The organism is Algibacter agarivorans (genome assembly GCF_039543245.1).
Classification (GTDB): Bacteria; Bacteroidota; Bacteroidia; order Flavobacteriales; family Flavobacteriaceae; genus Algibacter_G; species Algibacter_G agarivorans.
This window is the reverse complement of record NZ_BAABJJ010000009.1, coordinates 15,857-41,603: the sequence shown is the minus strand read 5'-3', so window position 1 is coordinate 41,603 and position 25,747 is coordinate 15,857. Positions and strand designations below refer to the sequence as shown.

General features: G+C 32.1%; 20 protein-coding genes, 1 tRNA gene and 1 pseudogene. 14 read left to right on the top strand and 8 right to left on the bottom strand.

Annotated elements, in window-relative coordinates; translation table 11 throughout:
- Positions 1-212: 212 nt before the first annotated feature.
- The 10 genes from ABD935_RS02950 to ABD935_RS02905 all read left to right on the top strand — a co-directional run bounded on the left by ABD935_RS02950 (position 213) and on the right by ABD935_RS02905 (position 12,394).
- On the top strand, positions 213-791 hold the full coding sequence (locus ABD935_RS02950; RefSeq protein WP_345190080.1) for an LVIVD repeat-containing protein: 579 nt from the start codon (positions 213-215) through the stop codon (positions 789-791).
- Positions 792-866: 75 nt separating this feature from the next.
- Entirely contained in the window at positions 867-1,682 is an 816-nt protein-coding gene (locus tag ABD935_RS02945; RefSeq protein WP_345190078.1) for a hypothetical protein, read from the top strand.
- Positions 1,683-1,703: 21 nt separating this feature from the next.
- On the top strand, positions 1,704-2,471 hold the full coding sequence (locus ABD935_RS02940) for a hypothetical protein (RefSeq protein WP_345190077.1): 768 nt from the start codon (positions 1,704-1,706) through the stop codon (positions 2,469-2,471).
- Positions 2,472-2,609: 138 nt separating this feature from the next.
- On the top strand, positions 2,610-5,114 hold the full coding sequence (gene topA, locus ABD935_RS02935) for a type I DNA topoisomerase (protein WP_345190076.1): 2,505 nt from the start codon (positions 2,610-2,612) through the stop codon (positions 5,112-5,114).
- Positions 5,115-5,236: 122 nt separating this feature from the next.
- Entirely contained in the window at positions 5,237-6,403 is a 1,167-nt protein-coding gene (locus ABD935_RS02930; protein WP_345190075.1) for a formimidoylglutamase, read from the top strand.
- A gap of 162 nt (positions 6,404-6,565) precedes the next feature.
- The gene (gene porK / locus ABD935_RS02925; protein WP_345190074.1) at positions 6,566-7,930 is read left to right on the top strand and encodes a T9SS ring complex lipoprotein PorK/GldK; all 1,365 of its coding nucleotides are present in this window, start codon (positions 6,566-6,568) and stop codon (positions 7,928-7,930) included.
- A 77-nt stretch (positions 7,931-8,007) separates the two neighbouring features.
- Positions 8,008-8,646: a type IX secretion system motor protein PorL/GldL gene (gene porL, locus ABD935_RS02920; protein WP_345190073.1), complete on the top strand. Its 639-nt coding sequence runs from the start codon at positions 8,008-8,010 to the stop codon at positions 8,644-8,646.
- A gap of 61 nt (positions 8,647-8,707) precedes the next feature.
- On the top strand, positions 8,708-10,270 hold the full coding sequence (porM, locus tag ABD935_RS02915; protein WP_345190072.1) for a type IX secretion system motor protein PorM/GldM: 1,563 nt from the start codon (positions 8,708-8,710) through the stop codon (positions 10,268-10,270).
- 55 nt (positions 10,271-10,325) lie between these two features.
- On the top strand, positions 10,326-11,216 hold the full coding sequence (gene porN, locus ABD935_RS02910; protein ID WP_345190071.1) for a type IX secretion system ring subunit PorN/GldN: 891 nt from the start codon (positions 10,326-10,328) through the stop codon (positions 11,214-11,216).
- Positions 11,217-11,347: 131 nt separating this feature from the next.
- Positions 11,348-12,394 (top strand): NAD(P)/FAD-dependent oxidoreductase, encoded by a 1,047-nt coding sequence (locus tag ABD935_RS02905; protein ID WP_345190070.1) that lies wholly within the window; start codon positions 11,348-11,350, stop codon positions 12,392-12,394.
- A 203-nt stretch (positions 12,395-12,597) separates the two neighbouring features.
- Here ABD935_RS02905 and ABD935_RS02900 read toward each other — a convergent pair whose 3' ends face one another.
- Complete coding sequence (locus tag ABD935_RS02900) at positions 12,598-12,981, bottom strand: DUF983 domain-containing protein (RefSeq protein WP_345190069.1); 384 nt, start codon at positions 12,979-12,981, stop codon at positions 12,598-12,600.
- A 151-nt stretch (positions 12,982-13,132) separates the two neighbouring features.
- Between ABD935_RS02900 and ABD935_RS02895 the strand changes: the two genes are divergently transcribed.
- The 4 genes from ABD935_RS02895 to ABD935_RS02880 all read left to right on the top strand — a co-directional run bounded on the left by ABD935_RS02895 (position 13,133) and on the right by ABD935_RS02880 (position 16,417).
- Positions 13,133-15,043 carry an ABC-F family ATP-binding cassette domain-containing protein gene (locus tag ABD935_RS02895; RefSeq protein WP_345190068.1) on the top strand — a complete coding sequence of 637 codons (1,911 nt, stop codon included), beginning with the start codon at positions 13,133-13,135 and terminating at the stop codon, positions 15,041-15,043.
- 99 nt (positions 15,044-15,142) lie between these two features.
- Positions 15,143-15,967, top strand: coding sequence for a Two component regulator three Y domain protein (locus tag ABD935_RS02890; RefSeq protein ID WP_345190067.1), 825 nt, complete (start codon positions 15,143-15,145; stop codon positions 15,965-15,967).
- A gap of 75 nt (positions 15,968-16,042) precedes the next feature.
- Complete coding sequence (locus ABD935_RS02885) at positions 16,043-16,225, top strand: CPXCG motif-containing cysteine-rich protein (protein WP_345190066.1); 183 nt, start codon at positions 16,043-16,045, stop codon at positions 16,223-16,225.
- 119 nt (positions 16,226-16,344) lie between these two features.
- Positions 16,345-16,417, top strand: a tRNA-Met gene (locus ABD935_RS02880).
- A gap of 130 nt (positions 16,418-16,547) precedes the next feature.
- Here the strand turns inward: ABD935_RS02880 and ABD935_RS02875 are convergent.
- The 7 genes and pseudogenes from ABD935_RS02875 to ABD935_RS02845 all read right to left on the bottom strand — a co-directional run bounded on the left by ABD935_RS02875 (position 16,548) and on the right by ABD935_RS02845 (position 25,673).
- Positions 16,548-17,378: pseudogene (locus ABD935_RS02875) on the bottom strand (ISAon1 family transposase).
- A gap of 133 nt (positions 17,379-17,511) precedes the next feature.
- On the bottom strand, positions 17,512-17,610 hold the full coding sequence (locus ABD935_RS02870; RefSeq protein WP_425550193.1) for a hypothetical protein: 99 nt from the start codon (positions 17,608-17,610) through the stop codon (positions 17,512-17,514).
- Positions 17,611-17,757: 147 nt separating this feature from the next.
- A complete protein-coding gene (locus ABD935_RS02865; RefSeq protein WP_345190147.1) occupies positions 17,758-18,492 on the bottom strand; it encodes an immunoglobulin-like domain-containing protein in 735 nt (244 codons plus the stop codon).
- Between the two features lie 369 nt (positions 18,493-18,861).
- Positions 18,862-20,856 carry an ATP-binding protein gene (locus tag ABD935_RS02860; protein WP_345190064.1) on the bottom strand — a complete coding sequence of 665 codons (1,995 nt, stop codon included), beginning with the start codon at positions 20,854-20,856 and terminating at the stop codon, positions 18,862-18,864.
- A 120-nt stretch (positions 20,857-20,976) separates the two neighbouring features.
- Complete coding sequence (locus tag ABD935_RS02855; RefSeq protein ID WP_345190063.1) at positions 20,977-21,723, bottom strand: LytR/AlgR family response regulator transcription factor; 747 nt, start codon at positions 21,721-21,723, stop codon at positions 20,977-20,979.
- A 1,228-nt stretch (positions 21,724-22,951) separates the two neighbouring features.
- Entirely contained in the window at positions 22,952-23,710 is a 759-nt protein-coding gene (locus ABD935_RS02850; protein ID WP_345190062.1) for a hypothetical protein, read from the bottom strand.
- Positions 23,711-24,341: 631 nt separating this feature from the next.
- Complete coding sequence (locus ABD935_RS02845; protein WP_345190061.1) at positions 24,342-25,673, bottom strand: TlpA family protein disulfide reductase; 1,332 nt, start codon at positions 25,671-25,673, stop codon at positions 24,342-24,344.
- Positions 25,674-25,747 lie beyond the last annotated feature (74 nt).

Here is a 25,747-nt window from a genome sequence, read left to right as displayed (position 1 = left end):
ATTATGGACGGATAAATTATGATACCGATATTGTTTTAGGCTGGACCTTAAGCACAGAAAGACGTAAAAAAGTAGATGAGCGTTTAATAGATATTGCTTTTGAAGATGGTGCTGTTTTAAATTCAGCTGCCGAATCTACTACTGGAACAGGAGGTTCTTTAGCGCGTTTTCAAATAGTAGATAATTATTTATATACCGTAGGAAACCATGAAATGAGTATTTTTAATATTCAGAATTTAGCGGAGCCAGTACTTGCAAATACCCAATATGCCGGATGGAATATAGAAACTATGTTTCAAGCAGATGATTATTTATATTTAGGTAGCACCAATGGAATGTATATTTATGATTTGGTTAATCCATCTTTGCCAGAATATGTTTCTGAGTTTACACATTGGGAAGGTTGTGACCCTGTGGTTGTTGATGGAAATTATGCCTATGTAACTTTGCGTGGGGGCAATGCTTGTGGACAATTGGAAAGTGTGCTTGAGGTTATAGATATTACCGATAAAAAAAATCCAACATTAGCCAAAAGATATGGGCTTGATAATCCTTACGGATTGGGTATTAAAGGCAATACCTTATTTATTTGTGATGGGACTTCTGGTTTGAAATTATTTAACAAAGCTGATCCACTCAATATAAGTATGGCTAAAGTTTTTAAAGATATTCAATCTAAAGATGTGATTCCTTTAGAGGATATTCTGCTCATGATTGGTGACGATACATTATATCAATATGATTATGTGAATGATGGAGTAGATCTTATAAGCACGTTTGCGTTAAAATAGATATTCCAAAATTTTAGAAATTAAGAATCCTGCATTTATGTGGGATTTTTTGTTTGTATTATATTGCAACTGTTTTTGAAAAATAATTTACCTTTAAATCTTAATTTAACTACACCAAGAATGAATACTTTTGAGACTTTATTAAAAAAGATAAGCAATGCGAAACCTTTAGATTTTGGAACAATTATAAGTGAATCTATCGAGCTTTTTAAAAAAGTATGGCTCAAAGGTTTTTTAATTATGCTGTTTCTTGTAATTGCTGCTGTTTGTATTGGCTTTGCTTTTAGGCTCATTGGCCTTGCGCCAGATCCTTTTGATTTAAATAATGGATTTAGTTTTGAAACAGTTACAGGTTTCTATTCGCAAAATGCGATTTATAGTATACCTCAAACAATTTTAATAAGTACATTAACACTTGCTTTTGTTGCAGCGTTTTATAGAATTTGCAAGCAAGTAGATTCTGGGGAAAATGTAAACGACGACTATTTTTATTTTTTTAATAAAAGTTACTTCACCAAAGTATTTATGTTAGGGATTATTCATGCGCTAATATCAGCCGTTGCTCAGTTGTTGCTTTTTATCCCATATATTTATGTGTTAGTGCCATTAGCTTATTTTGCAATCATTCTGGCTAACAATCCAGATTTAAGCGAAATAGAAATTGTAAAAGCAAGTTTTGCTCTAGGGAACAAAAAATGGCTCATTACATTTGGGACTATGTTTGTTACGGGTGTTTTAGGAATGTTGGGTATGTTGGCCTGTGGTATTGGGCTTTTCTTTACCATTGCTATTGTTTATCTGCCTGTATTTTTAATTTATAAAGAGGTAATAGGTTTTAATACGTATAGCGAGATTGAACAAATAGGAGTTAATGACGATTCAGATTATTAATATTTAAATGCCTTTTATATTATGAATACAATGACCAGTTTATTAGAAAAAGTTGAGCATGCCAAGGATTTAGATTTTGGAGATGTTTTTAACAAATCCATTGAGCTTTTTAAAAAAATATGGGTGCAAGGGTTGGTTACCATGTTGTTAACCATGTTATTAATGCTTCCTCTTTACCTTGTTATGTATCTACCTTTAATAGCAATGGGCGTTTTAGATCCTGATTCCATGCAACAGGGAGGGGAGCTAAATATGGCGCTCCTAATTCCTTTTTATTTGGTAATGATTGTGTTTATGTTTTTTGCAATGGCTATAGGATTAGGATTAAAAGCTGCACTATATAGAATATGTAAGACTAAAGATTTTAATGAAGCCACATCTGACGATTATTTTTATTTTTTTAAAAAGCCATACCTAGGCAAAACTATAAAGCTTGGGGCTATTATGTTAGCTGTTAGTCTAGTGGCTATGTTGCTTTGTTTTTTTCCTATTATATATGTTATGGTGCCTATTGCGTTAATGAATGTGATTTATGCCTTTAACCCAGATATGTCTGCGTCAGAGATTGTAAAAGTTGGTTTTAAATTAGGGAACAAAAAATGGCTAATAACCTTTGGATTAATGGTTGTTTCTGGATTTTTAGCTCAAATGGTGGGTATGCTTATGTGTTTTGTAGGGGTATTTGTAACGGCATCATTTGCTGCTATACCGCTTTATTTTATATATAAAGAAACACTAGGTTTTAACGAACAAAGTGATATTGATAAAATTGGAAAAATAACCGAATAAAAATATTTTTTCACTACAAGAAACCTGCTTTTAAAGTGTTAGAAGCAGGTTTTTTTATTTAAATAATACACAGATAATCCATAAAATGCTACAGATAAACTTTTTTTCATATACATTTGTAGCTTCAAAAAATGAAGTATGGCGAAGAATTTAGTAATAGTAGAGTCACCTGCTAAGGCAAAAACCATTGAAAAATTTCTAGGAAAAGATTTTAAAGTAGAATCTAGTTTCGGGCATATTGCCGATTTACCTTCCAAGGAATTAGGGGTTGATGTTGATGGTGATTTTAAACCAAAATATGAAGTTTCTAAAGACAAAAAAGCAGTTGTAAAAAAGCTGAAAGATTTGGCTAAAAAAGCAGAAATGGTTTGGTTAGCTAGTGATGAGGATCGCGAAGGGGAAGCTATTGCGTGGCATTTAGCAGAAACTCTAAAATTAGATAAAGACAAAACAAAGCGTATTGTTTTTCATGAAATTACCAAAACGGCTATTCTAAAAGCCATTGAAAATCCAAGAGGGATAGATTACGATTTAGTAGACGCACAGCAAGCACGTCGTGTATTAGATAGAATTGTGGGTTATGAGTTATCTCCAGTACTTTGGAGAAAAGTAAAAGGTGGGCTTTCAGCAGGACGTGTACAATCTGTTTCAGTGCGTTTAATTGTTGAAAAGGAAAGAGAAATTCAAGGTTTTACACCTGTAGCATCATATAGAATAGATGCTGAATTTTCAAATGAAGATGGGCAAACGTTCAAAGCAAAACTTCCAAAGAATTTTTCAACTAAAGCAGAAGCTCAGAAATTTTTAGAACAAAACGCTAATGCGGATTTTAAAGTTGCTGATTTACAAAAAAAGCCAGCTAAAAAATCTCCAGCAGCACCATTTACAACGTCAACATTACAACAAGAAGCATCTCGTAAATTATATTTTTCAGTAAGTAAAACCATGACTATGGCGCAACGCCTTTATGAAGCTGGTTTAATTACTTATATGAGAACCGATAGTGTTAATTTATCTGATGAAGCTAGAAAAGGCGCTGAGGCAGAAATTAAAGATGCATTTGGTTCAAAATATAGCAAACCAAGAAATTATAAAGGAAAAGCAAAAGGTGCTCAAGAAGCGCACGAGGCTATTCGGCCAACAAATTTTTCAGTCCATTCTGTAGATATAGATAGAGATCAAGCACGTTTATATGACTTGATTTGGAAACGTTCTATTGCCTCGCAAATGAGTGAAGCTGAATTAGAGCGTACCAATGTTAAGATTAGTGCTTCAACACACAAAGAAACGTTTACTGCAAATGGGGAGGTTATCACTTTTGATGGATTTTTAAAAGTGTATTTGGAAGGTACTGATGATGAAGATGTAGAGCAAGATGGGATGTTGCCAGCAATGAGAATTAATGAAACACTGCTTAATAATTACATTACAGCAACAGAACGTTATACTCGTCCACCAGCAAGATATACAGAAGCATCTTTAGTTAAGAAATTAGAGGAGTTAGGAATTGGTCGTCCGTCAACTTACGCGCCAACTATTTCAACGATTCAAAATAGAAATTATGTTGAAAAAGGAACTGTTGAAGGAGAAGAACGAAACTATTCTCAGTTAATATTAAAACTTGGTACTGTAAAAGACAAAACACTTACTGAAAAAGTAGGCTCAGATAAAGGAAAATTAGTGCCAACAGATATCGGTATGATTGTTACAGACTTTTTAGTCAATCATTTTGAACAGATTTTGGATTACAATTTCACTGCTAAAGTAGAAGCTGATTTTGATGAAATTGCGGAAGGCAACGAAAATTGGATTGAAATGATGAAATCGTTTTACAAAGGTTTTCATCCTGTAGTTGAAGATGTAAAAGAAAATGCTGAAAGAGAATCTGGTGAACGTATTTTAGGTGAAGACCCAAAAACTGGTAAACGTGTAAGTGTGCGTTTAGGGAAATTTGGGCCTATGGTTCAAATAGGAACGGTCGACGATGAAGAGAAACCTCAATTCGCAAGTTTAAGTCCAGATCAGCAATTGGGTAGCATTACTTATGAAGAAGCTATGGATTTGTTTCAGCTTCCTAAAAACTTAGGTAATTATGAAGGTGAAGAAATACTAGTAAATAATGGCCGTTTTGGGCCTTATGTAAAATTTGGAGATGCTTTTGTTTCATTGCCAAAAGGAACAGACCCCTTAAGTGTAGAACTTGATGACGCTATTGTTTTAATCAAAGAAAAACAAAAAGCAGACGCACCAATTTATATGTTTAAAGATTTGCCAGTTCAAAAAGGTAAAGGACGTTTTGGACCATTTATAAAATGGAACAATATGTTTATTAATGTGAATAAAAAATACGATTGGGATAATTTATCTGATGCAGATATTGTTGAATTGATTGAGACCAAAATTCAAAAAGAAATAGATAAGGTTATCCATAATTGGGAAGATGAAGGCATTCGTGTGGAAAAAGCACGTTGGGGCAGACATAATGTTTTAAAGGGTAAGATTAAAGTTGAATTGGCTAAAACTGTAGATGTTTCTGAAATGACTTTAGATGAAGCCAAAGCTATAATAGAAGCCAATGCACCAAAGAAAAGAGTAACCAAGAAAAAAGCAACAAAAAAGAAAGCTCCTGTAAAAAAGAAGTAATTTTTTTGCTTAAAATACCCATTATTAGGTATTTGGATAATCATATTATTTTTTAGCTTTGTTCCTGTTTAGCTTTATTATAATAGTAATTGTAAAAAAGATAAAGATATAATTAAGCCTTAATGAATTTTAATTTTCTCTCACCAGTTTCAGATCAGGTATTAGCTCACAACGAGCTGCTTTCAACACAAGCACTAGGAAGAAAACTTAGGATCCATTCTAATCAGCATGGTATTCCAGATTTAGACGATGTTGATATTGCCATAATTGGTGTTTTAGAAAATAGAAACGATGTTGATTATATAGGAGAAGAGTTTCAATTAGATGAAATCCGTAAATCATTCTACGGCCTTTTCCCAGGAAGTTGGAATACAATAGTTGCAGATTTAGGCGATATTAATAAGGGAGAAAGCGTCGAAGACACCTATTTTGCTTTAAAAGAAGCAATTGTTATTCTTGTTAAAAAGAATATTATCCCAGTTATATTAGGAGGTTCGCAAGACCTTACTTATGCAAATTATAGGGCTTACGATAGTTTGATACCCATGGTCAATATTGTAAATGTTGATTCTAAATTTAATTTGGGAGACTCTGCAAAACCTATAAAAAATAATAGTTTTGTAGGTAAGATTATTTTAGACCAACCTTACAATCTTTTTAATTATGCCACCATTGGTTACCAAACCTATTTCAATTCGCAAGAAGAAATAGATTTAATGGAAAGTCTATATTTTGAGTCTTATAGATTGGGGCAGATTTCAAATGATATTACTGTTGTAGAGCCCGTTTTAAGAGATGCTAATATTGTTAGTATTGATTTAACATCGTTAAAAGGTTCGGAGGTAAGTTTAAAACAAAAATATTCGCCTAACGGTTTAGATGGTAAAGAAATTTGTGCCATAGCCCGTTATGCCGGTATTAGTAATAAGGTAACATCTTTTGGGATTTATGAATACAAACCATCAAAGGATGATGAAATGACGTCAATGTTAGTGTCACAGATGCTTTGGTATTTTATTGAGGGCGTTAATTTTAGAGTAAAGGATGATGATTTTTCAGAAGATAGAAATTATCAAAAATTCATCACTCTAGTAGAATCTCAAGAATTAGTGTTTTATAAGAGTAATAAAACAGGAAGATGGTGGATTGAGATTCCTTTTTTGGCAGAAGTCAATAATAAATTAAAAAGACATACGTTATTACCTTGCATGCATCAAGATTACCTCGATGCTTGCAATAATAAAGTGCCAGATCGTTGGTATAAGGCGTTCCAAAAGAATAGTGTGTAAAAGACAAAGCATAGTTAAACTACCAATTTCATCGTTGAAATGTTATTTTTTTACGATGAAATGTTATTTTTTTAGATAAAAAGTTGTTTTTTAGGAAATATATAAATATGTTTACGCTCTCGAAATTGAAGCTTAAATAATTAACCTCGAGTTTTTATGGATATGAAGAAGTTTATATTATTAACCGCAGTATTAGCAATACTTACAAGTTGTGGCTCTAAAGAGAGAGGCGAACTAGTAGGTGTTCAAGGAAAAAAATGGCATCCAGAAAAACCTTATGGTATGGAACTTATTCCTGGTGGTGCGTTTATTATGGGTAAGGCAGATGATGATTTAGCTGGTGTAAATGATGCACCTGCAAAAACCGTTACTGTCAGAGCTATTTATATGGACGCTACAGAGATAACAAATAGCGAATATCGCCAGTTTGTTAATTGGGTTAGAGATTCCATAGTTAGGATGAAACTTGCTGTTTTAGCGGATGAGGTTGGTAAAATACCTGAAGATGGAGGCATTGGCGAGTATGCGTTTAAAGATGCAGATACAGCTAATATGTCGGTTTACGAACAATATATGTTTGATAACTATACAGGCTTAGGGCCAACAGGTTATGAAGGTAGAAAGATTAATAAAGATGTAGATTTAATATTTGATACATCAGAATATCCAGATGAATATTATACTGAAGTTATGGATACTATGTATCTGCCAATGGAAGAAGCTTATAATGGGCAACGTACTTGGGATGTAACAAAATTTAAGTTTCAATACAGCTATATGGATATCCAGGAAGCTGCTAGGAACAGAGGTGTTAAGCGTAAAGACGTCATTATTAAAGAAGAAATTGAAGTGTATCCAGATACTACAGTTTGGATTAGGGATTTTGCGTATTCTTATAACGAACCGATGCATAACGACTATTTTTGGCATGATGCTTATAGTGATTATCCTGTAGTTGGCGTTACTTGGGCTCAAGCAAAAGCATTTTGTGAATGGAGAACCATTAACAAAAATTCTTATCAAAAATCTAAAAAAGGAGCTGCTATGGTAAATACGTTTAGATTACCATCTGAAGCAGAGTGGGAGTATGCCGCAAGAGGTGGCTTACAAGCTGCAACATACCCATGGGGCGGACCTTACACTAAAAGTGATAGAGGTTGCTTTATGGCAAACTTTAAACCTGTAAGAGGGGATTATGCAGCAGATCAGGCTTTATATACTGTTGAAGCTAAATCTTATGAGCCTAATGATTATAATTTATACAACATGGCAGGTAATGTGTCAGAATGGGTGAATGCATCTTATGATCCTTCATCTTATGAATACTCATCAAGTATAAATCCGAGTGTAAATGATCGTGATAATAAACGTAAAGTGGTAAGAGGAGGCTCATGGAAAGATGTGGCATATTTTTTACAAGTTAGTTCTAGAGATTACGAATACGCAGATTCAGCAAGAAGTTATATAGGTTTCAGAACCGTTCAAGATTATATGGGGACAGCAGTAACAAAAAACGGGAAACAATAATTTAGAATCAAATCAATAATAATACTATTTAATTAACCTACTTAAGTATAACCTACTTAAATTAAAAACCGAAAATTATGGCAAAGTCAAAAGCAAACAAAAAGTTCATGAACATGGCTTATGGATTAGGAGCAGCAATTGTAATTGTTGGAGCACTATTCAAAATTATTCACTTCGAAATTGGACCACTAACAGGTAACGTTATGTTAACTATTGGTTTAGTAACCGAAGCAATTATATTTGCATTATCAGCATTCGAACCCGTTGATGATGAATTAGATTGGGCTTTAGTATATCCAGAATTAGCTGGAGGTCAACAATTAGGCAAAAAAGGAGCAAAAGAAAATCCACAAGGATTATTATCTAAAAAATTAGATGAGTTATTAAAAGATGCACAAATTGATGGCGAATTAATGGCGAGTTTAGGCGATAGCATCAAAAACTTTGAAGGCGCTGCTAAAAACATGTCATCTACTGTAGATTCTATAGAAGCTAGTAAAAAATATGGTGAGGAATTATCGTTAGCTGCAGCTCAAATGGAATCATTAAACAGCTTATACAAAGTACAATTAGAAAGCATTAATAAACAAGCGACTATCAACGAAGAGTCTATTGAAAATGCTGGTAAATTAAAAGAGCAAATGCAATCTTTAGCATCAAACTTATCGTCTTTAAATGGCGTGTATGGAGGTATGTTATCTGCAATGAATAAATAATTAGGAGCGTTAATAAATAATCCCAAATTACTTTAATTAACCAAATAAAACCTAATTACACATGGCAGGAAATAATTTATCACCAAGACAGAAGATGATTAATCTGATGTATTTAATATTTATAGCAATGCTAGCTTTAAATATGTCGAAAGAAGTGCTATCAGCCTTCGGATTAATGAACGAAAAGCTTACTGAGTCTAATGTAGCAACTGAAGCAAGAAATAACAGTTTTGTTGCTAGTTTAGAAGTAAAAGCTGATGATCAACCAGAAAAATATAAGCCTTTAAAAGCTAAAGCAGACCAAATAGATGACTTAGCTCATAAATTTGATGCTTATTTAGAAGATTTAAAAGGTAAAATGACTTCTAAACTTGATGACCCTACGGATTATGAAATTATGGATAAAGGGGATTACCTTGATAATAATTTCTTTAAAGGCGACAAGTTAAAAGATGATGGTCAAGAGTTTTTAAATCAAATAACAGGATTCAGAGAAGGTGTTGCTAAAGTATTAGCAGACGAGAAAGGCATGGAGTCTGTAATTAAAGAAGTTAATGCCAAGTTTGCTACTGATGAAGTTATTAATCGAGATGGTATCAAAGTTAATTGGTTAGAATACCACTACAAAGGATTTCCTTTAGTAGCGTCTTTAACTAAAATGACACAGCTTCAAGCAGATATTAAAACGACTGAATCTGAGGTGTTATCTAACATGTTACAAGGAACACTTTCTAGTGAAGTGTCCATGACAAACTATACAACCTTAATGGAGACCTCGAAATCGGCATATTTTAATGGTGAGCAGTTTGATGGTCAAATCGTTTTAGGTCGTAAAGATGCTTCTACTAAACCTAGTAGAGTTGAATTGACTTTAGATGGTAGAAAGCTTACGGAAAACCAATATTCTATTGAAGATGGTAAAGTAAAGTTGAAAATAGGAAGTGGCGGTGTAGGTGAACACAAAATAGAAGGTAACTTGTTCTTTGGTGAAGGTGGAGAAGAAATTCCTGTACCAGTAAAATCATCATTTGCAACGGTTGCAAAACCTAATTCAGCAACTATTTCTGCTGATAAGATGAATGTAGTATACAGAGGTGTTAAAAACCCAATGACTATTTCATTTGCTGGTATTCCTGATAATAAAGTTACTGCTAGTGCTCAAGGTTTATCTAGGGCAGGTGGTAGTAAATACATCATGGATGCACAAACTATAAAAGGAAGAGAGATAACTATTAATGTTACAGGTACGTTACCAGATGGCGGTAAAGTTAGCGATAACGCAAAATTCAGAATTAAAGATTTACCAAAACCAACAGGAACGGTAAGAGGTGAAGATGGAGCATTAAAAATGCAACGTAATAGTCTTAAAATTTCAACTATTGGAGCTAAATTTGATGATTTCGATTTTGAATTGCCATTGCGTGTTACTGGATTTAAATTTAAAGTTCCAGGACAACCAACAATAAATGTTAATGGAAACAAGTTAGATAGTAGAGCACAAAAAGCATTAGCTAAAGCTAAACGTGGGTCTGGTGTTCAAATATTTGATATTGAAGCTAAAGCCAGTGGCGTTAGCGTGATACTTAAAAAAGTATCTCCAGTTTTTGTTGAGTTAACAAACTAAAATCAGTAGTAGTAACATTAAGTTTTTACTACAGAGAATTAAAATGTAAAATAAAATGAATTTAAAGCGTTTTTTATTAACCGTAGTTACTGTTTTTACAGCGTCAAGTATGTTTGCTCAAGCTAATATATTAAACGCTAAAAGCCCTGAGGAAATTGGGGTAAGAACAGAAGCGCAAAAGGCAGTTGACAATGATAAACCGTTAGAATATGGTTATGTTGACGATAGAGACATCTTGTTTTCTAAGATGGTTTGGGAAAAAGTAGTTCTTGACGAACGTTCAAATTTCCCGCTATACTATCCTATTGATACCAATAATATTGGTAAAAATAGACGCTCGTTGTATGATGTACTTATGAAGAACATTAAAAATGGGAAAATAAAAAACATTTATGATGATTCTTATTTTACAACAAAACGAACTTTAAAAGACATTGAAGCAGCGTTAACCATGGTTGATACTACAGAATTGGGTATTGAACAAATAAATGCTGGTGAAGAGTTATCTGCTGAGTATATTAACAAAAGAAGTATAACTGCTGCTGATATTAAGGAGTACCATATTAAAGGACTTTGGTATTTTGATAAGCGTCAAGCTGAAATGAAATACAGATTGTTGGGTATTGCTCCAGTAGCTCCAGATGTTAACTTTATTGATGATGCTGAACCAGACTTAGTGCCTTTGTTTTGGGTGTTTTTCCCAGATGCTAGAGCCGTGTTGCACGAAGCTAAATCATTTAATAATGAAAACAGTTCCATTCCTTATTCTTTCGATCATGTTTTAAATGCAAGACGTTTTCACGGATATATTTATAAAGAGGAAAATGTGCAAGGCGACAGAAAAGTTAATGAATATGTAACTCAAAATGCATTGATGCAACTTCTAGAGTCTGAAAGAATTAAAGATAAAATTAGAGATTTTGAATTGGATATGTGGACATATTAAGTCTTAAGATTAAAGAAATATTTAAAATGCTCACTTTTTTAGTGGGCGTTTTTTTTTTCTTTTTCTTTTTTTTGGAATTTTAATACCTCGTGGGCTTGTCCCAAGGTAGTTAATTATCTTAGCTGCAAATTATGCAAGTAGATTATATAGTTATAGGAATAGGCATTGCTGGTATTAGTTTTTGCGAGCAATTAAAAGTAAATAACAAGACGTTTGTGGTGTTTGATAACGCCTCCCAGCAATCATCTACAGTTGCGGGCGGATTATATAACCCTGTGGTGTTAAAACGCTTTACATCCGTTTGGAAGAGCGAAGAGCAACTAGATATTGCATTGCCACTTTACGCCAAAATAGAAAAAGAGTTCAGCGTCAAGTTGGATTATAAAATTCCTGTTTATAGAAAATTTGCTTCTCTGGAAGAACAAAATGATTGGTTTGCTGCTTCAGATAAACCGTTGCTTTCACGATATCTTTCTCCAAAAATTATTAAGAATGATAATAACGCTAGTATTGATGCACCGTTTGGATTTGGAGAAGTTTTAGAAACAGGGCGGATAGATGTGAAAACTATGATTGAGGCTTATAAATCTAATTTGTTGAAAAGCGAATTATTATTTGAAGCCGCTTTTAACTATGATGCCTTACAAATTGAAAGCGAAACCATTCATTACAAAAATATAACCGCAACAAACATAATATTCGCAGAGGGTTATGGTGTTAAACAAAATCCTTATTTCAATAATTTGCCATTAGTACCTGCAAAGGGGGAATTACTGATCATACATGCACCAGATTTAAATATCAATTATGTTTTAAAGGCTGGTGTTTTTTTAATTCCTATAGGTGACGATTTGTATATAGTTGGAGCTACTTACGAATGGAAAGATTTAAGTCATAACGTTACCGAAGTTGCAAAAGAATCTCTTTTGAATAAGCTTAAAAAACTTATTAATTGTCCGTTTCAAGTCGTTAATCAAGTCGCTGGTATTAGACCAACGGTTAAGGATAGAAGACCTTTAGTTGGACAACACAGCAAATATGAAAAACTATTTGTACTCAATGGTTTAGGTACTCGTGGGGTTATGATAGGGCCTTATGTGGCTAAACAACTTTTCGATTTTATTGAAAATGAATTACCTTTAGAAAGCGAAATTGATATTAAGCGTTTTGGTTTATAAGTTTTTTAGAATATTGAAGTTTGTTCTGTAAACAAAAGATGGGGGTTGATTTGCGTTAAGGATTAAACGTTTCGACTGCGCTCAACACAGGCTAGCTGTTTGAGCTTCTCGAAGAGCGCGAGTAGAGAAAGCCTGACCACCTGTCCTGAGCGCAGACGAAGGGTAGTGTGGTAACCTGCCTGCCTGCAGGCGCCCAAATTAAATTATTTCTTAGCTAAAGACTTATCGTAGCTCATAAAAAAGTTGATCCAAATATTTCTTGAAAGTCTGAGAATAATAGGCATAAAAATAATTAAAGTGGCTATTATAGATATGAAAATAACATGTAAGCTGGCTCTAAACACAAAAAATGAAATTACGAAAGCTGCTGTGGCAAACGCAATGCCTACTGGGTAACTTACATACATGGATCCATAGAAAAATGAAGGTTCTATTTTGTATTTGGTTTTGCAATTACTACAGTTTTCGTGCATACTTAACGCTTCAGAAAGGATGTAAGGATTCTTGTTTTTAAACATGGATTCCTCATGGCATTTTGGGCAAGTTCCCGTTAAAATACTATATAATTTTGTTCCTTTTTTAAACATATAATTTAATGTACTTTTGCATGCGCAATAAAAAAAATATTTCTCGATTTTATGTCGAAGTTTCTTTTGAAATTGTTATTTTCCTAAAGACAAAATTTAAAACAAAAATACCATTTAAATAAAAATGGTCTGTAATAAAAGTTACATTTCTATGATGAACATTCATAATTTATCGATTTCATTTCAAGGTGAATACTTGTTTGAAGACATTACATTTAAACTTGGTAATGGCGATAGGATTGGGCTTATTGGAAAAAATGGCGCTGGTAAGTCTACCATGCTCAAGATTTTATCAAAAGAAATGGAACCTGATACGGGACAAATTGCGGCCGATAAAGAACTTAAAATTGGATTTTTAAAACAGGATATCGATTTTATTTTAGGAAGAACGGTGCTTGAAGAAGCCTATGAAGCGTTTACAGAAATTAAGGAGTTGGAGGCTAAAATGGAAGGGGTGAATACCCAAATGGCTGAGCGTACGGATTATGAAAGTGAAGGGTATCATCAACTTATGATCGATATTAACGAGCTTCAGCATCAATATGAAATATTAGGAGGCTATAATTATCAAGGTAATACCGAGAAAATACTTCAAGGTTTAGGCTTTAAACGACAAGATTTTAATAAACTAACGGATACGTTTTCTGGTGGATGGCGTATGCGTATTGAACTGGCAAAGTTGCTGCTTCAAAACAACGATATCTTACTTTTGGATGAGCCAACCAATCACTTGGACATTGAGTCTATTATTTGGTTGGAAAACTTTTTAAAGAATTATTCCGGTGCAGTGGCCATTGTATCGCACGATAAAATGTTTCTGGATAATGTGACAAACAGAACTATTGAGATTTCTTTAGGACGGATTTATGATTACCCAAAACCTTATACCAAGTATTTGGTCTTGCGTGAAGAGTTAAGGACACAACAATTAGCTTCTCAAAAAAATCAGCAAAAACAAATAGACCAAACCGAAAAGCTTATTGAAAAGTTTCGAGCCAAAGCATCAAAAGCGACTATGGCACAGTCGTTAATTAAAAAGCTCGATAAAATTGATAGAATAGAAGTTGATGAAGATGATAATAGTGTAATGACACTTAATTTTCCAGTATCAATAACACCAGGGAAGGTTGTGGTTGAGGCTGAAAAGATATCTAAAAATTATGGTGATAATCAAGTTTTAAAAGATATTGATTTGTTAATTGAGCGAGATAGTAAAACGGCCTTTGTTGGACAAAATGGACAAGGGAAATCTACACTCGCTAAAATGCTTGTGGGCGATATAAAGTATGATGGCCATTTAAAGTTAGGGCATAATGTGCAGATAGGGTATTTTGCTCAAAATCAAGCTGAATATTTAGATGGTAGTAAGACTGTTTTAGATACGATGATTGATGCTGCTAATGAAACTAACAGAAGTAAAGTACGGGACATTTTAGGGTCGTTTTTGTTCAGAGGGGATGAGGCGGATAAATACGTGCGTGTACTTTCTGGAGGTGAGCGTAACCGATTGGCATTAGCTAAATTAATGTTACAGCCTTTTAATGTGCTCATTATGGATGAGCCAACCAATCACCTGGATATTAAATCTAAAAATGTGTTAAAGGAAGCGTTAAAACGTTTTGAAGGGACGTTGATTTTAGTATCGCATGATCGTGATTTTTTACAAGGCCTGACCAATTTAGTTTATGAATTTAAAGACCATAAGTTAAAAGAATATTTAGGAGATATCGATTACTATTTAGATCAGCGAAAAGTTGAGAATCTTCGTGAGGTTGAAAAAAGAACCGTTGTTAAAGAAACGCCTAAGGTTAAGAAACAACAATCTTATGACGATCAGAAAAAAATAAAATCTTTAAACAATAAGCTGAGTAATGTAGAGTCCAAAATCAATCAGCTTGAACACGATATTAAAAAGATAGATTTAGAACTTGAAATTAATTATGAGGAAGCATCTTCTAAGCCAAACTTCTTTGAGAATTATCAAAAAATGAAGACTGACTTACAAGGTTTTATGGATAAATGGGAAGTCATTCAGCTTGAAATTGAGCAGTTCGTCGATTAGAATATGTTAAAATTTTGTGTATTTTATCGATTAAAATAGGTTTTCGTCTGCTTTTGAGCTAGTTTCGTTAGAGAATTAATCCCAAATTAAAACCAAAACATGAAAACTCTAAAACTAATAGCAATATGTTTGTTTACAACAGCTTATTCGTTTGCTAATATATCCTCCACAGAAAAAGATGCTTTATTGGCATTATACAACGCTACTAATGGTACGGAATGGAATTCCACTTGGGATTTAAATGCTTCTGTAGATACTTGGTATGGTGTAAAAGTTGAAAATGATAAAATAGTTGAAATTAATCTTAAATTTAATAACCTTAATGGTAACTTACCACAAGAGATAGGAAACTTAACTAGTTTAAAGGTGTTGAACTTAGGTTTTAATAAACTTAAAGGAACGCTCCCAACGACTTTAAGTAATTTAAAAGAATTAAAAGCTCTTGAGTTATTTATGAATGGTTTTGAAGGGTCTATTCCTTCAGAATTAGGGGGGTTAAAAAAATTAGAATCTTTAAAGTTATATAGTAATAAATTATCAGGAGAAATTCCTAGTGCAATAATGGGTTTAACTAATTTGAAAGAGCTGTTATTAGGAAGTAACTTCTTAACTGGTAATATTCCAAATGAGATTTATGCATTATCTAAGTTGCAAAAGTTAAGTTTAATGGATAATAAAATGGATGGTGAAATTCCTTCGGAAATAGCTCAATTAAAAGATTTAGAAGAATTATTATTATCGACTAATCAATTTACAGGAGATTTACCAATGGAGTTTATGAGCTTAACAAAACTAAATACCATAATGGTAAGTGATAATAATTTAAACCAAGAGTACACAAGTATTTCTAGTAAAAACGGTCCTGCTTTAATGCATTTGGAATTACAAAATTCTGCAGCGATTATGGATATTGAAAAAGAATAAATATTAAAGTGAATTTTTTATAATTTAGTTAAAAAACAGCCATCAATTTTGATGGTTTTTTTTAGTTTTACTTCTATGCTAGAACATTATTTTACATGCCCATATTGTTGGGAGACTATATCTGTGCTCTTAGATAGTTCGGTTTTTAAACAATCCTATATTGAAGACTGTGAAGTTTGTTGCAATCCAATTCAAGTATCTACACTGTTTGTAAATACTGAATTAGTAGAGTTTCAGGCAAATAGCATCGAACAGTAATATTTTCTAAATTTATGCTTGTAGAAACATAAAAAGGATTGTATATTTGCAGTCCGAAATAATTTGGTCGGCATTATGAACCGAAAGTTAAAAGCTAAGTGAATTATTTTTGATTATATCGCGGGATAGAGCAGTAGGTAGCTCGTCGGGCTCATAACCCGAAGGTCACTGGTTCGAGTCCAGTTCCCGCTACTAAGATAAAGCACTGAAAACAGTGCTTTATCTGTTTAAACAAGCTGGTTTTAATAAAATACAGTCGCTTTTTTTATTTTCTGTAAAACATTTGTAAAACAAAAAACGGATCATTCCTAATTGTTGTGTTTTAGGCAAAAATTTGCGTTAACCTAAAGAGGAAGAATTCTATGTTTTTCACACCTCTGAATTGACTTCTGAACACTTTTATCTTAGCATTGAAAGATTCTGCTGGAGCAATGGTACTTCTGTTGATGAAGTAATTTAAGATAGCCCTATAGTTTAAGGTTATAGTTTTTGCAATAGTATTAAATGCTCAAAATCCTGTTTGTTCCACATCTTTATACCAGTGGGCTATTTTGGTATAAGCTGTTTGTATAGAAGTAGCTGTATTGAATATATTTCTAAGCCCTTGCACTAGATTAAAAGCTTTCTTTATATCAGGGTATTGCTCAAATAAAATTTTAGCTCTTAGGTATTGGTTTTGCGTCCAGTTATCAGGAGCTTTATATAATTAGTATCTACTTCTAGCTAGGAGTTGTTTTCTGGTATCTCCATTGCCAAATGCTTGGGGATTAAATTCTTGTCCACTGTATTTAGCCTGTTTGATTTGTTCATTTTCTATATCGATAGCTTCCCAACGGTGTTTTATTCTAATATTTTGCAAAGCTTCAAGAGCAAACTTTTGTACATGGAATCTATCTGTGACCTAAATAGCCTTGGGAAAACACTTTCTAGCAATCATTTTCATATAGTTGGCCATATCCAGAGTTATCTCTTTGACCTTGTTTCTTTTTCCTTTTGGTATTTTAAGGAGCTGTTCTATAATAGGTTCAACTTTGGTGCCAGCAAGAATAGCTACGATAGCCCCCTTTTTACCTTTTGCTTTTTTGTTGGTAATAATGGTATAGAGTTCGCCTTTAGACAGGGCTGTTTCATCAATAGACAGGTGTTGACCCATGTTCTCAGGAAATATGAGCCACTCTTTGGCATGAGGCTTATCTTTCCAATCTTTAAATTCACTTAGATAACCACGATATTGTCTACCAAGTTTTTTACCATTAACGCCATAGAATCCGCCAATAGTATGACAATCATTGGGTTTGGTACTTATTAAATACTTTTAAAAAAGCAGCGAACTCTATGGTCATACGAGTTCCCTGTGCTACTAGATTCCAATCTCTTTGAACAATTTCTTTGCTTGATTTATTCAGCCATCTACGGCGTTTAATAGCTCCGTCAGTAATTGGCCCAAGAATTCCAACAACAGCTCCTGAGGCAAACCCTAATCGATTGATATGAGCTTGAAGGATTTTAACCTCAGTAATTGTTGCTCCTTCCTATGATGAATGTTGGCCATTACGATCTCCTTCTTTTATGTTTTGAGAAAGGGGTTGTAAAGTTGAACAGGGCTCTTCTTTACCGAGAATATCTGGAGTAGATAATATTTCGTCAGATGAATTTTCGAAAATTTGAGCTATTTTTTTTGAAACTCTTTTTGACCCACTAGATGAAGAACTTGCATCATCATTCGTTAGTGTAACGGTATGTGATTGGTCTGAAACAGCATCATATTCATCAGCACTCGCTGCATCATTAATACTTGCCGTGATGGTTATAGTATCTGTTTGAACAAGGTTGTCGTCAACTCCTGTAACTGTGATTTTTTGAGGTGTATTCCAGTTTGCTGGAGTAAAGATTAATGCACTTGGTAAGACCGTTGCTTCTCCTGTGTCGTTAGAACTTACATCAATAACCACGTCTGATGTTGGTTCTGCATCAAGAACAATGGTGTAGGTTGTTGTTTCTGCATTTTCTGATGCTGTTGATGAGTTTGTTGATTGAGTAAAAGAAGCAATAACATTAACAGTACGTGTTACTTCAATAGCCTTGTTTCCTGTTGCATCAGTTACATTATAAGTAATTGTGTAACTGCCTGAATTTGATGTGTCCACAGAGTTAACTGTTATGATATTTGTGGCAATATCACCATCAATATTATCTGTTGCAGTTACTTCAGTGTCTGAGTATGTTGTGTTTACAGGAACCGTTATTGGGTCACTACCGCTTAAAATTTCGACTATCCTAAACTTATTGCAAATACTTTTAATATTTGGAAAATAGAGCTCATTTTTATCTTATTTAGGCTTCATTGCAATTAGACCTCTTTTAAAGAATAAGTTCTTCAGGTTCATAAAAGCAAGCAGTAATTTCACGACCTGTCTTGTTATCTAACGGCTCTCGATACAACCCAACATTAATTTTACAGAATACAAACTACCAAGGATTTTGCTAGTATAATTTTTAACAATATTTAGGCTATTCTAAATATCAATTTTATGAATAATATTGAAAGGTTAAATTTCTGTAACAAGTTTTGTACAACCAAACCCAATATGAGAGATAAGTTTACCTCACAAAACTGAGAATAAAAACTAAGACGTTCAAATGTTAACTACTGCTCTGGTCCCATTATTTAATTGGCTAAATAATTTTAAACTACCATTTTGCAACTCAATTAACTCTTTACACAAAATAAGCCCCATACCATTACCTTTCTCTTGGTTAGTACCCTTAACGGAAGTAACTTTGGTAATATCAAACAAGTTGCCTAGCTGTTCTTGAGACATGCCTAAACCATTGTCTTGAATTTCAATATTTATTGTGCCATTTTTATTTTTTATGAGGTTAAACTCTACTTTACCTCCTTGTGATGTATATTTTATGGCATTAACAAATAAATTGCCAATAATGGTTTGCGTCATGTTTTTATCGATGCTCACTTCTATATTATTGGGAATGTTCTTGGTTATTATTTCTATTTGTTTTTTATCCGCCATTACTTTGTATGGCTGTATAACATTCTCTATAAGCTCTTTACAGTTTATCATTTGTTTATTAACAATCAATTGCTCTTGCTGTACTTTTGCCCAATCTAATAATGTTCTTGTAAGATTGTAATTGTTATTAGCATAGTTATTGATAATACTTATGAATTTTTTGCGTTCTTGCTCATTAAAATTGTTATAGTCTTTATCTAACAGCTCTGTATATCCTAATATTGCATTAAATGGGTTTACCAAATCGTGTGAAATTATTCCAAATAATTTTTGCTTATTGGCATTGCTTTTTTGTAAAGCTATTTTTTGTTGTAAAATAACATCATTTTGCTTAGCTAAAGCACTAGCTGTCTTTCTTTTACTTCTTAGCTGACTATATGTGAAACTTAAAGTTACAAAACCTAATACTGAAAAAATCATTAAGTAGTTACGCGCTGTTTTTTGTCTACCAACCTCCAGCTCTTTGATCACATTTTCTTTTTTAAGAAGCTCATTTTCTTGTATCTTTTTCTCTGTTTCATATTTTTTAGCAAATTCTAAATAAGAGTCGTTTACTTTATTTTTTGATATTGAATCTTGGTAACTTATAAAATTAACAGCATGTTTTGTAGCTTTATTATAAAGACCATTAGCTTTATAAACTTCAAATGACAAACTATCTACAGGAATATTAACTACCTCTTTTCCTAATTTATTACCGCTAAAATAAAAAACTGAATCAAGATACTTTAAAGCTTTATTGTTTTGTTTATATTTTAGGGAATAATAAGAAATTAGAAATGAATTTATTAATACTTCTTCTTCTAAATTAATTTCTTTAGCTTTACTTAATGCTTTATCTAGATAAAAAATAGTACTGTCCTTAAACGATGTTTTGGCATAAAATTCCCCAATACTTGAATAAACAAGAGGCAATCTAAAATTCAAATTTGAATCTGTTTTTATAATCTTTAAAGACTCTTTTAAAAGTTTTATAGCCTCTTTTGGTTTTTTTAAGTTAGATAGATTGATATAAGTTGTTAACAATACATTCTTTTCATCCACGCCAAATTCGTAATAATCCTTTCCTTTAAAATAAATTAATATTTCTTCAGTATACTGTTGGGCTAAATCATTTTTCCCTAAGTTGAAAAACACCTTTGACAAGTTAGTTCTTGTAGCTAGCTTGTCTTTTTCATCCTCAGCATAAACTAATGCAAGTTTATAATATTCTATGGCTTTAGAATAATTTAACATCTCATCCTCTATCAATCCCAAAAGATTATATGAATTTCTAGTAGAAGTTATATCATTTGTCTTTATTGATAAATTTATAGCTCTAAGAAGATGTTGTTTAGCTAAACTGTCTTTTTCAATTCCTTTATACATAAGCCCAAATCCATAATTAATCTTAATTATTAATGCAGTGTCATTAATCTTTTCTGCCAGTTCATAAGCAGCTTCAATGTGTTGTAGTGCACTTTTTATATTTACACTTTGGTAACCCACTGCTTTTTTTATATGGTTGTCTATAATAGCTAATGTGTCTATATGCGAAGTACTTAAAGAATCTTGACAAATTAATTTAGTACTAAAAAAAAGTAATAGTAAAACGAGCATTTGTTTTTTATAATTAACACATAATATCATTCTCTTAAAATTTAAGTTTTTTTCGATATGAGAAAAGATTGGACAATATAATTTTTAAAATGTTTTTTTTAAGCTAAAATCAGGACTAACTTATTTAATTTTTAGAAATTTATGTAGCTTTTCTTGCCTTCGTTTTGCAATAGGTAATGCTTTACTATTTAATAACTCACAATAATTGCCTGCAGATTTATTAATATTTATTACCATATTAAGATTAACAATATAGCTATGATGAATTCTAAAAAACAGTTTTGGGTCTAATTGTTTTTCATACTCACCTAAATTACGGCTAGCAATTTTATGATTGCCATTGGTAAGGTGAAAAATTGTATATCTTCCTTCTGCTTGTAAATACACAATATCTTTAGGATGTATAATATCTATCTTGTTAGAAGAGGGAATAGCTATATAGTCTAAATAATGTGTTTGCTTATCTATATTACTATTTGATAAGGCATTGTTAGTTTCAATATTACTTACTGCTTTATCTAAAGCTATAATAAGGTCTGTTGGTTTAACAGGTTTTACTAAATATGCTGCCGTTTTTACTGAGTTTATGACCTGTATAGCATAATCTTTATGAGAGGTAACAAAAATGATTTGTGCAGTTGTATTAGGTATGTTTTCTAATATTTGAAAACAGGTGGTATTGTTATCCAACTCAATATCTAGTATTAAAATATCTGGGTAATGCTCCATATATTGATCTATGGCTTCGTTTACATTACCGGCAGTATATACCGTATTTAAAGATTTATAATGTTTTTTTAAATAAACTTTAAGTAAGTCGATGTTTTCAATTTCGTCATCAACAATTAAAACAGTAAAATTTTCCATAAATTTTGTAATATTATAATTAACTTCTATTTATAAAAGTTAATTCGCAAAATGAACACCGAAAGATAACTAACCAAAGATTACAAATGGATTATAAAAGTAATAATCGGTAATATATAAAAATATTCGGTTATTTATCTCGGATTGGTATTTATCTAGTTATGGAAGTTCCAGTGTATTTCTCGATCACACTCAATAGTTTTAAATGCTGGACTTACCATTTTAAACTGGACATGAAGGGGAGATATTAAATAAAGGTAATGTGAGTATCTTTTAGTTCATTGTTTTCTATTTTTAAACTAATAAATAGTAAAAACACAAAATAGTTTACAGATCCAAAGTTTTTTAGGTTTATAAAACTTCCGCTAGCGCTCGTTTGCAACGAGTGCCGTTACTTCCCTAAAAAAAACCTGCTTCATCTATTTTTAGTATAGTATCGTCTCCTGCAAAATTTCTTGCACTAGAGTATTTATAATCAACAGCATTTGCAACAAATCAACTTGCTACTGGATTATTACTTATTTCATCTTTTGTTTTATTACCTCTGTAATCCACAATTCTATTGGCTTGCTGCTGTTGTGTTATTGTTGTGTTGTCAAAACTGATATTTTGTGCAATTACTTTGTTTCTTCCCTACTCGTTTAAACATCCATAACAGCCATTATTTTCTGCTTTCTTGAGGATTGTTTTCTATGGTTTGCATTACTTGTTTTGCCGTATGTTTTTTTAAAACCTCTTAACAACTCCATGGGTTGCTATTTTGCAGACCTAAAAATTAAGTGCACATGACTTGCATTAACCCAATCAAATAAGATTGTTTTCTTGCCACCAGATCTTTAATCCATTTTTTTTAAAATCTTGTTATAATGTGCATATTAAATACTTTTCTCTTTTGTTCTTTCTGGTTATATACTTAAATTTAATATCTTTAATCAATAATCAAACTTAAGTTGTATAAACGTCTAACCAATATATACGGTTGCGCTTGAGCGAAGCGCATGCATGAACACCTTTGGTATAGAATAATTTGTTATGGGCTTTTTTTATAAAATTTCATGTAAATAATATAAACTATAGATCCTAAGATATATAAGTTTATAAATAGATTTCCTATGAGGGATATCCAGTTATTGTCTTTTATTTCTAACACGAAGTAATATAAATTATAAAGCCAAAAACTTATAAGAATACAAACAAATATAAACCAATAGATTTTTGTTTTCATATCTTATAATGTTGGTAAAACTATATCTATTTCATTCAAATCTTTTATAGTAATAGCTTCTTCGTCTAAGAAAGGGACTGGAGCTCGTTCTTGTAAAACCGCCCTATCGGAACACGCGGCAATTACATTATAAATAGACCACCCCTTAGAAACTAAAAATCCAGCTGCACCTGCACCTCCAAATCCACCAGTAGCTGCTGTAACTCCTATAAATACTGCAGTAACTAGAATAGTTCCAACTACAGCTCTACCACAACCACTACTAACTTTTGAATACTTAGAAAATTTTCCTTTTAGTGATAATTTGTTTGATTCAAATTTTTTATATATCTCTATATAATAAAAAATTAAATTAACATCTTGCTGGTTGGTAATAGTAAATTCAGAACTTAGTTTTGAATATAAATCTTCATCATTAATATTTTCCATTGCCCATTCAACAACGTTTATCAATTCAGGGTTTAGACCATATTCTGAAAAGAGCCCTTCTAGCCCATTTTCTAAAGTATATTTATAATTTGCATCAAAAACTTTATCAACATATTCTTCTATTTCATTTTGCTCTTGTTTACTATTAGAACTTTTTTGTTGAATAACTGTTGATAAATAAAAATCATCAAATTTCTGTTTAATTTGATTATGAGTATTAGCTAAATCAGTAGCATTTACTTCTTCATTTTCACTTTGTGATTCATCGTTAGAACAGCTAATTATTGTAAATGCAATTAAAAATAGTGTAAAAAATAGTTTTGTTTTTTTCATGTTTTATATTTTTAGTAATTTATTAGCGTACTCTTTTATCTAAGGTTTTCCGCAAAACTCACTTTACATAAAGATGGTTAGCCTCAATTTCTTAATCTCTTTTAATCGTAATGTTTGTCAAATTGCCCATAACAAAGTATAACACTACTTTATTATGTAATGTATACTTCTGCTCATTACCTACAAATACAAAAACCGAAGCAAATAAATACTACGGTTCTTGGTTTTAATTATTATTACCTAGCTGTTACGGCACTCATTGCAAACGACCGCTAGCAGGGAATTTCAACTTGATCTAACTCTAAAAATTCTACTATTTATTTTATAGTTAAACATGGGCATATAATCGCAGGTAGAACAATTCTAAATGATTAAGAATTGGGATATTACCAGATTCAATTGTTTTTTTTCAATAAAGGTTTTTAACATTATAGATTCTTAGGCTAAAAATTTAAATAAGCCTAAATTCTATAACCTTTCTAAGTATTCAAATTGTAATGTAATAAGTGTAAAAAAACCAGTAATATTTGGTATGTTTAATTACTAATTGATTTATGAAATACGTTACAGCCTTTATAATAAAAAGGTGTAACTAACTAAACCAATAACTAGGACAATGAATTTATAATATTTACATAATCCAAAGATTGGCATGGACTACGGAGTTTGGGCGTGCTAAAATGGTATTATCCTTATCCAATAAAAAATAGGTTGGCGTACCTGTTATATTATAATCTTGCGCCGCTTGGGTATCCCAACCTTTATAATCACAATAGGTTTTCCAGGGTTTATCACTATAAGCTCCCTCAAACTCAATTTTATCGGTATCTACACTTATGTAAACTATCTCTATGCCTTTCTCTTTCCAATCTTTGTAATGATTAAGTAATTTTAAAGTATCATCCTTACAACTAGGACACCAACTGGCACCAAAAACCAATAATTTGTTGGTTTCTATCTCACTTAATTTTTTATTTGCCGTTAGCTGTATTTCTGGGGCTATTGCACCAATTTTTAGTTTATTGTAAGCTTCTAACTTTGTCCTTACATTATCTTGTAATGAACATTGGTTGTTTTCTTTTAATAATTGTAATGATAAATACTCTGATGCCTTAAACAGACTGCGTTTTTCAAAGTAATTGAATAATTTCACTGTTGCTATGTTTAGCAAACTATCGTTGACTTTTAAGTTGTTTATTAAATAATTGGTACTAAAATTCATTTTATCGTAAATTTCTTCAAGTGTCCCACCAGAGTTTTCAAGTAACATATAATGGCCTTCTATAAGTTCTCTAAACAAGCCACTGGTTTTAAAATTTGGGTCGTTAAAATCAATGTTTCTAAATTGAGCTATGTTCTGGGGGATGCGTTCTGTATAGCGGTTATAGGTTACTGGCATATCTTGGATTAGCTGTTTCATAGGAATAAACCAATGCAAATAGGCTGTTTTGTCTAATGTATTTAAAAAGGTAGCATCTGCTTGTTCTAATCGTTTTATTTCGTTGGTAATGGCTTTTGCAAATTGTTTTTGGCTTTGCAATTCCTTTTTGCCTTTGTATAAAGGCTCTAAGTATTTTAATGCCATATAAGCGGCATCTCTTTCACTTTTTGTCTTGGCATATTGCAAGTATTGGTTGTTTTGGCTACCTTGTATATATACCAAACTATCTGTTTCTGTTAGGTGTGTACCATTTAGCGTTATAATTGACTCTGTGGCTACTAATACCAAACTACTATTATCTTGAGTATTTAATATGGCCATACCTTTATAGGTTTCGGGGTATTTTAATTCAAAATTTCCGTATGTATCTATCGTATCTATGGCTAGTTGGTAGTTTTGGTAATAGTTAAATCCTGTAAGGGTTATGGTTTGCCCAGAGTGTTGTACTAGGTTACCCGTTATAGTTTGGGCTTTTACTTTGAAATTTATTATGAGTAGTAGTAATAAAACAAATGGCTTCATAAGTGTTAACGCTGTTTCTGTTAGGTTTTTTATTTTAATTGACTGTTATTAAAATTTAATTCTAATAACATGTC